This window comes from Streptomyces sp. NPDC093546, assembly GCF_044765045.1.
Classification (GTDB): domain Bacteria; phylum Actinomycetota; class Actinomycetes; order Streptomycetales; family Streptomycetaceae; genus Streptomyces.
Genome location: NZ_JBIWJG010000004.1, coordinates 113,120 through 126,435, shown reverse-complemented (window position 1 = coordinate 126,435; position 13,316 = coordinate 113,120). Strand labels below are relative to the sequence as shown.

Sequence of the window (13,316 nt, the reverse complement as noted above, 5' to 3'; positions counted from 1 at the left end):
CTTTTCAGAAGTCGTTGCAGACACATTGCAGGACCGTTTCATGGCCGCTCCCACCTCGTTGCTTGTACGTAGCCCCCGTCCCGGCCCACCCGAGAGGGACCCGCACATGGCCCACGAGCTCACCTCGCCCGTCCAGGCAGCCGAGGACCTCCGCCTCGCAAGCCCTTCCCCGGCGATCCCCTCCGAGGCGGGCGCCGCCCGGCCGGGCTGGTGGCGGGACGCCGTCATCTACCAGGTGTACGTCCGCTCCTTCGCCGACAGCGACGGCGACGGCATCGGCGACCTGCGCGGCGTACGGCAGCGCCTGGAGCACCTGGTGGAGCTGGGGGCGGACGCGGTGTGGCTCACGCCGTTCTACGCCTCGCCCCAGGCGGACGGCGGGTACGACGTCGCCGACTACCGCGCCGTCGACCCCGTCTTCGGGGACCTCGCGGACGCCGACGACCTGGTGCGCCGGGCCCATGAGCTGGGGCTGCGGGTGATCGTCGACATCGTCCCGAACCACACGTCCGACCGGCACCCGTGGTTCCGCGAGGCCCTCGCGGGCGTGGGCCGCGAGCGCTACCACTTCCGCCCGGGCAAGGGCCCGGACGGCTCGCTGCCGCCCAACGACTGGGAGTCGGTCTTCGGCGGCCCGGCCTGGACGCGCGTCCCGGACGGCGCCTGGTACCTGCACCTCTTCGCGCCCGAGCAGCCCGACCTGAACTGGGACCACGACGAGGTGCGGGCCGAGTTCGAGTCGGTGCTGCGGTTCTGGCTGGACCTGGGCGTCGACGGCTTCCGGATCGACGTCGCGCACGGCATGGTCAAGGCGCCCGGCATGCCGGACATCGGCCACGGCGAGCAGGCCCGGCTGATCGGCACCCAGCAGCTGCCGTTCTTCGACCAGGACGGCGTCCACGAGATCCACCGCGGGTGGCGGCGGCTGCTCGACTCCTACGACGGCGAGCGCATCGGCGTCGCGGAGGCGTGGGCCCCGTCGGCGGAGCGCCTCGCCCTGTACGTCCGCCCCGACGAGCTGCACCAGGCGTTCAACTTCCAGTTCCTCAACTGCCCCTGGGACGCCGACTGCCTGCACCGCGTCATCGACGACTCCCTGCGCGCCACCACCTCGGTGGGCGCCACGACCACCTGGGTCCTCTCCAACCACGACGTCGTACGCCACACCACCCGGTACGGCGCGGGCGAGGCGGGCCTGCGGCGGGCGCGGGCGGCCGCGCTCCTGATGCTGGCCCTGCCCGGCTCGGTCTACCTCTACCAGGGCGAGGAGCTGGGGCTGCCCGAGGTCACGGAGCTGCCGGACGAGGTGCGGCAGGACCCGGCGTTCCTGCGCGGCGAGGGCCAGGACGGGCTGCGCGACGGCTGCCGCGTACCGATCCCGTGGACCGCCGAGGGCCCCTCGTACGGCTTCGGGCCGGGCGGCAGCTGGCTTCCGCAGCCCGCCGCCTGGGGCGGCCTGAGCGTCGCGGCACAGACCGGCGACCCCGCCTCGACGCTGGAGCTCTACCGCGCCGCCCTCGCCCTGCGCCGCACGCACCCCGCCCTCGGCGCGGGCGACGGGGTGGAGTGGCTCCCGGCGCCGCGCGGTGTGATCGCCTTCCGCCGCCGGGCCGGCGACGCGGCCTTCGTCTGCACGGTGAACCTCGGCGGCCACGCGGTGGAACTGCCCGCCCCGGGGCGGCTACTGCTCGCGAGCGCACTCCCCACGCCCGGGGAGGCGGACTTCACCGCGGCCGGGGGCAAAGTACCCGCCCCGGCGCGCGAGTTGCCGGACGGCGCCGAGCCCGCCGAGAGCGGCCGGACGGTGCTCCTCGCCCCCGATTCCTGCGTCTGGTGGGCAAGCTGACGTGCGGCCGGTACAGTCGCATCCTATGACCGCGCGGCTAGCCGACATCGCAGCCCAGGCGGGGGTCAGCGAAGCCACAGTCAGCCGCGTGCTCAACGGCAAGCCGGGTGTGGCCGCGGCCACCCGCCAGTCCGTGCTGGCCGCGCTCGACGTCCTCGGTTACGAACGGCCCGTACGGCTGCGGCAGCGCAGCGCCGGGCTCGTGGGGCTCATAACGCCCGAGCTGGAGAACCCGATCTTCCCGGCCCTCGCCCAGGTCATCGGCCAGGCCCTGACCCGCCAGGGCTACACCCCGGTCCTCGCCACCCAGACGCCCGGCGGCTCCACCGAGGACGAGCTCACCGAGATGCTCGTCGAGCGCGGCGTCTCCGGCATCATCTTCGTCTCCGGTCTGCACGCCGACACCACCGCCGACATGACGCGCTACGACCAGCTGCGCGGCAAGGGCGTCCCGTACGTCCTGATCAACGGCTTCTCGCCCAAGGTGCAGGCCCCCTTCGTCTCCCCGGACGACCGGGCCGCGATGCAGCTCGCCGTCACCCACCTCGCCTCCCTCGGGCACACCCGGATCGGCCTCGCCGTCGGCCCGAAGCGCTTCGTCCCCGTCGTACGGAAGATCGAGGGCTTCCGGCGCGGCATGCGCGAGCGCTTCGGCCTCTCCCCGGAGGAGACCGAGGAGCTCGTCCAGCACTCCCTCTACACCCTGGAGGGCGGCCAGGCCGCCGCCACCGCGCTCATCGAGCGCGGCTGCACCGCCGTGGTCTGCGCCAGCGACATGATGGCGCTCGGCGCCATCCGGGCGGCCCGGCAGCAGGGGCTGCACGTCCCCCGGGACATCTCCGTCGTCGGCTTCGACGACTCCCCCCTCATAGCGTTCACGGACCCGCCCCTGACGACCATCCGCCAGCCCGTGCAGGCGATGGGCCAGGCCGCGGTCCGCGCGCTGCTGGAGGAGGTCGGCGGCACCCCCGCCCCGCACAGCGAGTTCGTCTTCATGCCCGAGCTCGTCGTCCGGGGCTCCACCGCCTCCGGACCCCAAGGCCGGCGGGGGGCGGACCGGCGCAGCGATGGCAGCGAGGACCCGACTGGCGGATGATCGACGCAGTGGACATATCTGGCACACTCTTGGCCCATGGGTGACACAACAGTGAGAACAATGGAAGGCCGCACGACGGCCCCCTCATCACCCATCGAGGAGCAGCGCCCCCAGGCCGCGCCCCCGCGCCGGACCACCCTGGAGCGCCTGCGGGCCCCCCGCCGCCCCCGTATCTGGTTCGAGATCCTGCTGATCGCGGTCAGCTACGGCACGTACTCGGCCATCCGCAACGCCGTACCCGAGCAGAAGGCGGAGGCGCTGCGCAACGCCGACTGGATCTGGCGTGCGGAGCAAGCACTCGGCATAGCGGTCGAGAAGACGGTCAACCACGCCGTCGACTCCGTGACGTGGCTGATCGTGGGCATGAACTACTACTACGCCACGCTCCACTTCATCGTGACCATCGGCGTGCTGGTGTGGCTGTACCGCTGGCATCCGGGGCGGTACGCCGCCACCCGCCTGGTGCTGTTCTCCACCACCGGTGTCGCCCTGCTCGGCTACTACCTGTATCCGCTCGCTCCGCCGCGGCTGATGACCAGCGAGAAGTTCATCGACACCGTCCTGGTCCACCAGACCTGGGGCTCGATGGCCTCCGGCGACCTGAAGCAGATGTCGAACCAGTACGCCGCCATGCCGTCCATGCACATCGGCTGGTCGCTGTGGTGCGGCCTGACCATCTACGCCCTGGCCCGGGCGCCCTGGGCGAAGATCCTCGGGTTCCTCTACCCCGTCGCCACCCTGGTGGTCATCGTCGCCACCGCCAACCACTTCTGGCTGGACGCCGTGGGCGGCCTGATGTGCCTGGCCTTCGGCTACACGCTCGCGTACGTCTGGTACCGCAGCGCCCCGCACAACCTGCCGCGGTACGTCGCGACACCGGCGGCTCACGCCCCGTAGAAGAGCTCCTCGACCACGGCCCGCGCGCGGCGCGTCGTACGGCGGTAGTCCTCGACCATCTCGCCGACGTGCCCGGGGCCGTACCCGAGGTAGCGGGCGACGGCGGCCAGTTCGCGCCCGTCCGACGGGAAGGTGTCCCCGGCCCTGCCGCGTACCAGCATCACGCCGTTGCGGACGCGGGTGGCGAGCACCCACGCCTCGTCCAGCGTGCGGGCGTCGTGCTCGTCGAGGAGCCCGGCCTCGCGGGCGGCGGCGAGCGCGTGCCGCGTGCGGGTGGTGCGCAGCCCGGGCACCTCGCGCGCGTGCCGCATCTGGATCAGCTGCACGGTCCACTCCACGTCGGAGAGGCCGCCGCGCCCCAGCTTGGTGTGGAGGGTGGGGTCGGCGCCGCGCGGTAGCCGCTCGGTCTCCATCCGCGCCTTCAGGCGGCGGATCTCGCGCACCGCGCCCTCGTCCAGCCCGCCCGCCGGGTAGCGCAGCGGGTCGACCAGCTCGATGAAGCGGCGCCCCAGCTCGGGGTCGCCCGCCATCGGCTCGGCCCGCAGCAGGGCCTGGCTCTCCCAGCCGAGCGACCAGCGGCGGTAGTAGGCCTCGTACGACTTGAGCGTGCGCACGAGCGGCCCGCTCTTGCCCTCGGGGCGCAGGTCGGCGTCGATCAGCAGCGGCGGGTCGGCGGTCGGCAGCTGGAGCAGCCGCCGCATCTCCGCGACCACGGCGTTCGCGGCGCGGGCCGCCTCCTGCTCGTCGACGCCATCGCGCGGCTCGTGCACGAACAGCACGTCGGCGTCGGAGCCGTACGCCAGCTCGTGTCCGCCGAAGCGGCCCATGCCGATGACGGCGAACTTCGTGGGCAGGGTCTCGCCCCACTGCTCGCGGACGGCGGCGCGTAGGGCCCCGGCGAGGGTCGCGGCGTTGAGATCGGTGACCGCGTCGCCGACCCGGTCGACCAGCACGCCCGGGTCGACCTCGGCGGGCCGGTCCTCGGTGCCGTACGAGTCGATGATGTCGGCGGCGGCGGTACGGAACAGCTCCCGGCGCCGTACGCCGCGGGCCACGGCGACGGCCTGCTCGGCGGTGTCGGCGCGGCCCACCGCCGCGAGGATCTCCGGCTCCAGGTGATCGCGGCGGCGCGGCTTCAGCCCCTCCGGCGCGCCGAGGATGGCCACCGCCTCCGGGGCCCGCAGCAGCAGGTCGGGCGCCAGCCGCCCGGCCGACAGCACCCGCGCGAGGTTCTCCGCCGCCGCGCCCTCGTCACGCAGCAGCCGCAGGTACCAGGGCGTCTTGCCCAGCGCGTCGGACACCTTGCGGAAGCCGAGCAGCCCCGCGTCCGGGTCCGCCGAGTCCGCGAACCACCCCAGCAGCACGGGCAGCAGCGTCCGCTGGATCGCCGCCTTCCTGGTGACCCCGGACGACAGCGCCTCCAGGTGGCGCAGGGCCGCGACGGGATCGGCGTACCCGAGGGCCTCCAGGCGCTGCCCGGCGGCCTTGGCGCTCAGCCGTGTCTCGCCGGGCGCGAGCTGCGCGACGGCGTCCAGGAGCGGCCGGTAGAACAGCTTCTCGTGCAGCCGCCGCACCACGGCGGCGTGCCGCTTCCACTCCCGGTTCAGCTCCGCCACCGGTTCGGTCCGCATCCCCATCGACCGCCCGAGCCGCCGCTGGTCGTCCTCGCTCTCCGGCACCAGATGGGTGCGGCGGAGCCGGTACAGCTGGATGCGGTGCTCCATGGCGCGCAGGAAGCGGTACGCCTCGTCCATCTGGGCCGCGTCCACCCGCCCGACGTACCCGCCGGCGGCCAGCGCCTTCAGCGCCTCCAGGGTGGTGCCGCTGCGCAGCGTGGCGTCGCTGCGCCCGTGCACCAGCTGAAGCAGCTGGACGGCGAACTCGACGTCCCGCAGTCCGCCGGGGCCGAGCTTCAGCTCCCGATCGACCTGGGCGACAGGGATGTTGTCGACCACGCGGCGGCGCATCTTCTGCACGTCGGCGACGAAGTTCTCGCGCTCGGCGGCCTGCCACACCAGCGGGGAGACGGCGTCGATGTACGCCTCCCCCAGGCCCGGGTCGCCCGCCACCGGGCGCGCCTTCAGCAGGGCCTGGAACTCCCAGGTCTTCGCCCAGCGCTGGTAGTAGGCCAGGTGGCTGGAGAGCGTCCGCACCAGGGGGCCGTTGCGGCCCTCGGGCCGGAGGTTGGCGTCCACCGGCCAGATGGCGCCCTCGACGGTCGTCTCGGAGCAGATCCGCATCAGATGGGAGGCCAGGCGGGTCGCGGCCTGCAGGGCCTTGGCCTCGTCGCCGCCCTCCGCCGCCTCCCCGACGAAGATCACGTCCACGTCGGAGACGTAGTTGAGCTCGTTCCCGCCGCACTTCCCCATCGCGATGACGGCGAGCCGGCACGCGGCGGCGTCCTCGGGCGCGGCGGCCTCGGCGATGGCGAGCGCCCGGCGCAGTGTGGCCGTGGCGAGGTCGGCGAGCTCGGCCGCGGTCTCGGCCACGTCGATGGTGCCGCACACATCGCGGGCGGCGATGGCCAGCAGGCACCTGCGGTAGGCGACGCGCAGCGCCACCGGGTCGGCGGCCCCGGCGAGCCCGCGCTCGAACTCCTCGACCCCGGGATGCAGGTCGGCCGCCTCGTACGTCACGAGCGCCCGCCAGTCCTGCGGGTGCCGCGCCAGATGGTCCCCGAGCGCCTCGGACGCCCCCAGTACCCCCAGCAGCCGGTCCCGCAGCGGCTTGGCGCCGACCAGCGTCGCCAGCAGCTGCCCGTCCTCCTGTGCCTCGGCGAGCCGTACGAGCCCCCGCAGCGCGAGGTCGGGGTCGGCGGTCGCGCCCAGCGCGTCCAGCAGCACCGGGTTGTCGCGCACGGCCGCCAGCACCGGCAGCTCCAGCAGCCGCCCGGCGGCGGAGGGGTCGGTGAACCCGTGCCGCAGCAGCCGTGTGAAGGTACTGCTCCTGCGCCCCGGCGCCGTCATGGGTCTCCCTCCACCGCGAGTAAGGGTCGCTGACGAGCCTATCGGCCCTCGGAGCGGGCGCGGGCGCGCGCCGGGCCTCCGGCCAGCGGGAATCGGCCTCGGCCCGCGTGACGGACCGCACACCGCCCCCAATGAACCCGATCGCGGCAAACCCCCTCTTCTCCGCCGGTTCGCCCATTCCTCCGCGTACGGAAGCCCTCGCCCATGCCCCGCCGCCCCGCCGCCCGTCCCGCCCGCCGTCGTCTGTTCCTCACCGCGCCCGTCGCCGTGCTCGCCGCCATCACCGGCGGGACGCTCGCGTTCACCGCCGGTTCCTCGGGCGCGTCCGAGTGGCCGAGCCGGGGCGTGCCGGAGGCGCACGCGGTGAAGCCGGTGCGGACGGCGGGCGAGGCGGTCGTGCAGATCATGGCCCACCCGGACGACGACCTGTTCTTCATGAACCCGGACACCTCCCACTCCCTCGCCACCGGCCGCAGCCTGACGTCCGTCTACCTCACGGCCGGCGAGTCCGACGGCCGCAACGCCCGCCACCAGGACCCGCGCCCGCCCGCGGACAAGGCGGCGTACGCCGAGGCGCGCCAGAACGGCATCCGCGCCGCGTACGCCGAGATGGCGACCGGCAACCGCACCAGCCCGTGGGACCGCACCTCCATACGCACGGCCGGCGGCGGCCTCGCGGAGCTGGACACGCTGCGCGCCAAGCCGCACGTCAGCCTCGTCTGGCTCCAGCTGCGCGAGGCGGGCAGCATCACCGGCGACCGCCCGCACAGCCTGCACGGCCTGTGGGACGGCCGGATCGAGGCCCTGGAGTCGCAGCTGGCGGCCGGTTCCCCGGTGCGGGAGGACTTCTCGTACACCAAGGCCGAGACGATCGAGACCCTCACCGCCGTCCTGGAGCGCTTCCGCCCCACCTTCGTCCGGATGATGGACCCGACGCCCGGCCACAACGACCGCACCGGCAAGCTCTCGGACCACCAGGACCACATGTACGGCGCCCGTTTCGCGCAGGCGGCGCTGGCCCGGTACGCGGACTCGCCCGGGCACCCGCCCTTCGCCGTACAGAACTACCTCGGGTACGCGACGGGCGGCCTGCCGCACTCGCTCGACCCGGAGACGACCGAGGCGAAACTGCGCTCACTGCGGACGTACGCGTGGACGGACCACACCGACTACTGCGAGGACCCGGCCGGCTGCGGCGACCGCAAGGTGGCCGCGCGGCCGGCCGGGCACGGCTGGGCGCAGTCCATCCGCTACACGCGCTCGGAGTCGACGAGCTGGGTGCAGCAGGGGCCCCGGCCCGGTGAGCTGTACGCGTTCGGGGTCCTCGACGGCCGCCTCGCGGTCTGGCACCGGACGGCCGGCACCGCGTGGACGGGCCCGGTCCTCCACGAGGGCGCGGGGCTGGACGGCGGCGTGACGTCCGTCCGGCTCCCGGACGGCCGGATCGCGGTGTTCGGTACGCGTACGGACCTGGGCGGCGAGCGGCCGGAGGCGTACCGCCGCGACGTGGTGACCGCCGTGCAGACGGCGCCGGGCGGCGCGTTCGGGCCGTGGCGTTCGCTGGGTACGCCGGACCCGGACGACGCCGCGGGCACGTCGGACATCAGCGCCCCGGCGGTGCTGGTGGACGGGGCGGGCCGGGCGTCGGTGTACGTGCGCGACGCGGGCCACGGCCTGAGCATGACGTCGCAGCGGCCGGACGGGCGGTGGACGCCGTGGCGTTCGGCGGGCGGGAAGGGCGTGCACGGCAACCCGGTGGCGGTGAGCGACGCGACGGGCCGCGGCCATGTCTTCGCGGGTACGGCCACGACGGTCCTGGCCTGGACGCAGCCGGCTCCCGGCGCCCCGCTGACCGGCCCGTCGGCGACCGGCCTGCCGCCGACGACGGTGGCGCTGAGCGCCACGCCGGACGGCGCCGACGGCGTACGCCTCTGGTTCCGCGAGCCGGACTCGGGCGCGGTGCGCGCGGCCCGCTTCGCGGGTGGCGACGTGACGGTGCTCGGCGGCAGGTCAGAGGGCCGCGGGGGCTACGGCGCGGTGGCGGCGTCCGGCGACCGGCTGGCCCTGCGCGGGCGCGGCGGCGCGGTGGCGACGGGGGCGGGCGCCGAACTGCCGTCCGGCGCGGGCCTCTTCGCGGGCGCGCCGTCGGCGTCCCCGTACGGCTTCGCGGCCCTGGGCCTGGACGGCCGGCTGCGCTGGACGCCCTGGGAGCGGTGAGCGCCGGGTCCTTGCCCGGGCGTGCGGCGGCCAGTACGGTCCCGGTGCATGAACTGGACCCTCGAAGTCGTCCTCGTCCCGGTCACCGACCTGGACTCGGCCAAGGACTTCTACGGCACGAAGTGCGGCTTCACAGTGGACCTGGACACGGAGGTGGCCCCGGGCGTCCGCATCATCCAGCTGACCCCGCCCGGCTCCCGCTGCTCCCTCACACTCCAGAGCGGCATGCCGCCGGCCCCCGGCGAGAAGGCCATGACCCCCGGGTCCCTCCAGGGCCTCCAGCTGTGCGTCACGGACATCGACGCGGCACGCGCGGAGCTGGTCTCCCGCGGGGTGGAGGTGAGCCCGGTCCAGCACCTGGGCGCGGAGGGGTGGACGGAGGGCAAGGGCGAGACCTGGAACTCCTTCATGTTCTTCAAGGACCCGGACGGCAACGGCTGGACGGTCCAGCAGGCCCCGTCGGAGCTCTCGGAGCGGTAGCTCAGTAGTAGCCCTTCTGCCCGTCCAGCAGCTCCCGCATCGCGTCCAGGTGCCCGGCGTGCCGCGCGGTCTCCTCGACCATGTGGATGAGCATCCACCGCAGACTCGCCCGCCCGGACCGGAAGTCCGGGTGGCGCCCCGTCTCCTCGAGGGCGTGCGCCGCGACGATCTCGTTGGAGACCTCGCACTGCCGCTCGTACTCCTCCAGCAGCCGCGCGAGCGGCACGCCCTCGACCTTCATGTCGAGGTCCTCTTCACTCTCGTCGAACGACGGGTTGTCGGCGGCCGGTTCGCCCAGGAACAGCACCTTGAACCACGCGTGCTCCACCCACCGCAGATGCGACACGACACCGGCCACGGTCATCAGCGGCGAATGCGGCAACACGGCCCGGTGCGCGTCCGCCTCCGCCAGGCCCTCGCACTTCCACCGGACGATGGCGCGCTGCGTGTCGAGCCACCCGACGAGCTGGGTGCGCTCGTCGGCGTCGAAGGGGGGACGTACGGGCCGTACGGGAGAAGAAGTCATGGGCGCGCACGCTAGCCGGGCGGGGCGGATGCGCGCACCGGGTTTTCGCTCACGGCACGGGCGGGTTCGGCCGCGCGTAACCGGCCGGCGTCAGGCGCCCGCCGCTTCCCCGGTCACGTCGATGATGCGCGAGATCCACTTCCGTGTCTGATGCCACCGGTTGCAGTACCGGCGCGAACGCCACCACGACCGGTACACGACGGGTCGCTTGCACCACTTACACGGCTTCACACGCACCTGAGCCCCCATGACGGCGACTCTAACCGCCGCCTCCAGCCGGGGAGAACCGGTCGGCCCTGTTCTCGGCGAGCACGGCTCGCCTCTGACCTGTGCTCGGGCGGTGGTCACTGGTCGTTATTGGCAGCCCGCGGTGCTCCGTGTGACGGCCCATAGACGGCCCGGGCAGCTCAGCTCTTCGCTCCTGAAGCTGGTGCGGCTCTAGCCCGTCCTCCCGCGCGAAGGCGAGGGCGGGGGTACTCAGCGTGCCGGAGCCCCGCGTGCTGCGCCGACGGCACGCTTCCGATGAACACGGCTCCGGAGGCCCCTGCCGACCTCGCCGGACTCGCTGGTGAGGGCCGGGGCAGGGTGGCCGAGCGCCACCAAACGTCCTATCCAGCGCTCTCGGACGGAGCTGACCAAGTGGCTGCCTGAAGCGTGCGAGCTGTGGCAGGGTCGTCACCCTGAAGGGGAGGATTGACCGGTGACCGATTACCGATGCGGGTCATGCTCCTATGAGAGCGACGACCTCGATGATCTTCGACAGCACTCGGTCCAGACGGGCCACGTCTCGACCGGGCCAACCGAAGGCAAGTCCGGCAAAGGCTGGGTCGTGGCTGGGATCGGCGTCGGCCTGTTGACCGTCGCCACCACCGGGGTCCTCGGCTGGAAGTACAAATCACTCCTGTCTGTGGCTGCCGGACTGGTGGTACAGGTAGCGGAGTTGGCAACAGAGAACGAGTACCTGAAGTCTGCCAGTGGCGCAGGGAAGACGCTTAATAGCTATCGCGGCCGCTGAGTGAGGGAGCAGCGAGGCCGCATCCCCGCAGCCGGTCACTTCCAGCGCGACATCCAGCTCCGATCGGGCATTCCTAGCTGCCCCGTCCCTGTGCGTGCCACACCGCTACATAGCGGTCGACGCAGCGACTTTGACCGGGAGTCCCAACCCCAGAAACGCCAGAGGTCCTGGATCTCTCCAGGACCTCTGGTCTGTACGCGCTCGGCAGGATTCGAACCAACGACTTTCTGATCCATAGCTCTAGCCGGATCGGTCGGCAGCGGTCATCTAGCAGAATCCTTTGCCGCACGCGCACGCACGGGCCTCATTAGTTCTAGTCGACTCTCGCTCGCGGCCCTGCGCAAGTCGATGAGGTCGGTGGAGCGGGTTTGGCCGGTGGCCTGCCCGGTTTGGGGCCGAGCGTGATCAGGGGGCCGTCCGCTGGTTGGCAACTCGGGCAGGCTTTGGACCTGCCCGCAATGTGTCCGAGTGGCCCCCTGGTCTTGCTCGGCGCGGGACCCGGACCGGGGAGGTGGCTAAAGCCGTGGAGCCGACCGCCCCAGCCACAGCGGGTTTCTCCCACCATCAACCCGAGCTGCTAGGCGTGCGGCCGGCGGCCGGGTTCGAGCGGGGCGTAGACAGGAGCGCAGGCCCGGGCGACGGGCCGCGCGCGGCGCTGTGCGCGGCGGCTGCCTTGATGAAGTAGAGGAAGTCTGAGCGCAGGCCGGGGTCGTGCTGGTGAGTCTCTGGCTGCTTCTGTGGCGGCGCCTTGGACCGACGCCCGGGCGAGTGAAAGCGGGGCAAGCACCCGGTGTCGGGAGCACGGTCCCAGTAGCACCAACGCGCCGAGCGCAGGGCGGCTCCAGCAGTCGTCCATGCGTCGCGGGCGTCCCGAACCCTGATGGAGCCCACCCCAGTTCTGGGATGCTGAAGGCCGATGGAGAGGGGCCGCCGCGATGCAGTGGAAGATCCACGGGGAACGTCCGATCTACGAGAACAAGTGGGTGAACCTGTGCACTCGGCAGGTTCGAGAGCAATCGTCAAGACCTGTGGATGCGCATGGTCAGTTGGTCGCCAGCTGCCATCTGGTCTCTCCGTCGTGCCACTGGCCGGTGGGGGTGAGGCCGGCTGCGGTGGCGACGGCGGCGGATGCCTGGTGGTTCGGGTGGATGTGGGCGATGACCGTGTGCACCGAGTGCTTCCGAAGCCAGGCGATGAGCCCTTGGGTGGCTTCGGTGGCGATGCCGCGCCGCTGCCAGGGGGTGCCCACCACCCAGGCGATCTCCGCGGCGGCTCCGTGGTCGTCGGCGGTGACCGTCGCTTGGACATAGCCGGTCAGACAGGCGGCGTCGCGGAGCTGGATGACCCAGTTGCACCAGGATTCGCCGGGGCGGGGTGAGCCGGCTGTCAGACGTTCGTAGTGGGCGCGCAGGTCCTGGGCGGTGTCCGGGGTCCCGCCGATGAAGGTGTGCAGACCGGGGTCGGACAGCACTGTGGCCATTTCGCCGGCGTGCTCGACCTGCAGGGGAAGTAAGGCCAGCCGGTCGGTATGGATGGTTTCGGGCCTGAGGGGGATCACGCTGCCTCCTGGTTGGGACGTTCGACGAGTATGCCGAGCTCGAAACGGGCGCCGGCCCGGACCAGGGCGACGAGGTGAGGCGCGTTCACCGCGCGCCAGCGGTGCTGGGCGGACTCGACGAGGTCAGCCGGGTGACGGTGGCCGGCGACAGACCGGCCGCCGAGCCGAGGAACTGCTCCAGCGCGGGCACGAAATCACCGGTGGACAGACCGTGCAGGTAGAGCAGCGGCAGCACCTCGGCGATCTTCGGTGACCTGCGGCACCAGGGCGCCAGGATCGCCGAGGAGAACCGCCTGCGCTCCCCGGTCACCGCATCAACCCGCCTGTCGTTCACCCGCGGGGCCTTGGCCTCGACCGATCCGGCTGCGGTGGTGACCTTCCTCGGCTGGTGGTAGCCGTTGCGCACCACCAGTCGGCGGCCGTCCTGGTCCCGCTGATCGGCTAACTCGGCTACGTAGGAGTTGACCTCGGCCTCCAAAGCGGCGGCCAGCATCTGCCGGACGCCCTCTCGGACGATCTCGTCCAGCAGCGATGCTCCGCCGGTGTGGTGCCGTCGGTGTTGACTACCGTGAGCACGGACGTGCCTTCCCGGCCGACGCCCACGTCGGCCTTGCTCGGTGACCTATCCATCGATCACCAGGGAAGGTACGGCCTCCCGGCGATCCAAAGGTTCCGAGCATTGCTCCAGGTTCGAACCTGCAACCTTCTGATCCGT

9 protein-coding genes and 1 pseudogene are annotated in these 13,316 nt (G+C 72.6%); 6 read left to right on the top strand and 4 right to left on the bottom strand.

All coding sequences use genetic code 11. The annotated features are described in order from the left end of the window. Nucleotides 1-106: 106 nt before the first annotated feature. The 3 genes from ACIRNI_RS10270 to ACIRNI_RS10260 are packed head-to-tail and all read left to right on the top strand — an operon-like array spanning nt 107 to nt 3,839. Complete coding sequence (locus ACIRNI_RS10270; RefSeq protein ID WP_403550114.1) at nt 107-1,846, top strand: glycoside hydrolase family 13 protein; 1,740 nt, start codon at nt 107-109, stop codon at nt 1,844-1,846. Between the two features lie 25 nt (nt 1,847-1,871). Next, nucleotides 1,872-2,942, top strand: a complete 1,071-nt coding sequence (locus ACIRNI_RS10265; protein WP_403550112.1) for a LacI family DNA-binding transcriptional regulator — start codon at nt 1,872-1,874, stop codon at nt 2,940-2,942. A gap of 60 nt (nt 2,943-3,002) precedes the next feature. Further along, the gene (locus ACIRNI_RS10260; protein ID WP_403550111.1) at nt 3,003-3,839 is read left to right on the top strand and encodes a phosphatase PAP2 family protein; all 837 of its coding nucleotides are present in this window, start codon (nt 3,003-3,005) and stop codon (nt 3,837-3,839) included. Here ACIRNI_RS10260 and ACIRNI_RS10255 read toward each other — a convergent pair. Then, a complete protein-coding gene (locus tag ACIRNI_RS10255) occupies nt 3,827-6,805 on the bottom strand; it encodes a bifunctional [glutamine synthetase] adenylyltransferase/[glutamine synthetase]-adenylyl-L-tyrosine phosphorylase (protein WP_403550109.1) in 2,979 nt (992 codons plus the stop codon). The two genes, ACIRNI_RS10260 and ACIRNI_RS10255, sit on opposite strands and share 13 nt — an antisense overlap. 204 nt (nt 6,806-7,009) lie before the next feature. Between ACIRNI_RS10255 and ACIRNI_RS10250 the strand changes: the two genes are divergently transcribed. Then, nucleotides 7,010-9,022: a PIG-L family deacetylase gene (locus ACIRNI_RS10250; protein ID WP_403550107.1), complete on the top strand. Its 2,013-nt coding sequence runs from the start codon at nt 7,010-7,012 to the stop codon at nt 9,020-9,022. Nucleotides 9,023-9,070: 48 nt separating this feature from the next. Then, complete coding sequence (locus ACIRNI_RS10245) at nt 9,071-9,502, top strand: VOC family protein (RefSeq protein WP_403550105.1); 432 nt, start codon at nt 9,071-9,073, stop codon at nt 9,500-9,502. 1 nt (nt 9,503) lies between these two features. Here ACIRNI_RS10245 and ACIRNI_RS10240 read toward each other — a convergent pair whose 3' ends face one another. Then, nucleotides 9,504-10,028 (bottom strand): DinB family protein, encoded by a 525-nt coding sequence (locus ACIRNI_RS10240; RefSeq protein WP_403550103.1) that lies wholly within the window; start codon nt 10,026-10,028, stop codon nt 9,504-9,506. 700 nt (nt 10,029-10,728) lie between these two features. Here ACIRNI_RS10240 and ACIRNI_RS10235 point away from each other — a divergent pair. After that, nucleotides 10,729-11,043, top strand: coding sequence for a hypothetical protein (locus tag ACIRNI_RS10235; RefSeq protein WP_403550101.1), 315 nt, complete (start codon nt 10,729-10,731; stop codon nt 11,041-11,043). Nucleotides 11,044-12,085: 1,042 nt separating this feature from the next. On the opposite strand, the gene ACIRNI_RS10230 is transcribed toward ACIRNI_RS10235, so the two are convergent. Continuing rightward, nucleotides 12,086-12,601, bottom strand: coding sequence for a GNAT family N-acetyltransferase (locus ACIRNI_RS10230; RefSeq protein WP_403550099.1), 516 nt, complete (start codon nt 12,599-12,601; stop codon nt 12,086-12,088). A 118-nt stretch (nt 12,602-12,719) separates the two neighbouring features. Continuing rightward, nucleotides 12,720-13,130: pseudogene (locus tag ACIRNI_RS10225) on the bottom strand (transposase); the annotation flags it as partial. Between the last annotated feature and the right edge of the window lie 186 nt (nt 13,131-13,316).

Excerpts from the sequence above, each read along its gene's own strand:
- ACIRNI_RS10240 (WP_403550103.1), bottom strand. The coding sequence starts at position 10,028 with ATGACTTCTTCTCCCGTACGGCCCGTACGTCCCCCCTTCGACGCCGAC.
- ACIRNI_RS10260 (WP_403550111.1), top strand. The coding sequence starts at position 3,003 with ATGGAAGGCCGCACGACGGCCCCCTCATCACCCATCGAGGAGCAGCGC.
- ACIRNI_RS10255 (WP_403550109.1), bottom strand. The coding sequence starts at position 6,805 with ATGACGGCGCCGGGGCGCAGGAGCAGTACCTTCACACGGCTGCTGCGG.
- ACIRNI_RS10245 (WP_403550105.1), top strand. The coding sequence starts at position 9,071 with ATGAACTGGACCCTCGAAGTCGTCCTCGTCCCGGTCACCGACCTGGAC.
- ACIRNI_RS10265 (WP_403550112.1), top strand. The coding sequence starts at position 1,872 with ATGACCGCGCGGCTAGCCGACATCGCAGCCCAGGCGGGGGTCAGCGAA.
- ACIRNI_RS10250 (WP_403550107.1), top strand. The coding sequence starts at position 7,010 with ATGCCCCGCCGCCCCGCCGCCCGTCCCGCCCGCCGTCGTCTGTTCCTC.
- ACIRNI_RS10270 (WP_403550114.1), top strand. The coding sequence starts at position 107 with ATGGCCCACGAGCTCACCTCGCCCGTCCAGGCAGCCGAGGACCTCCGC.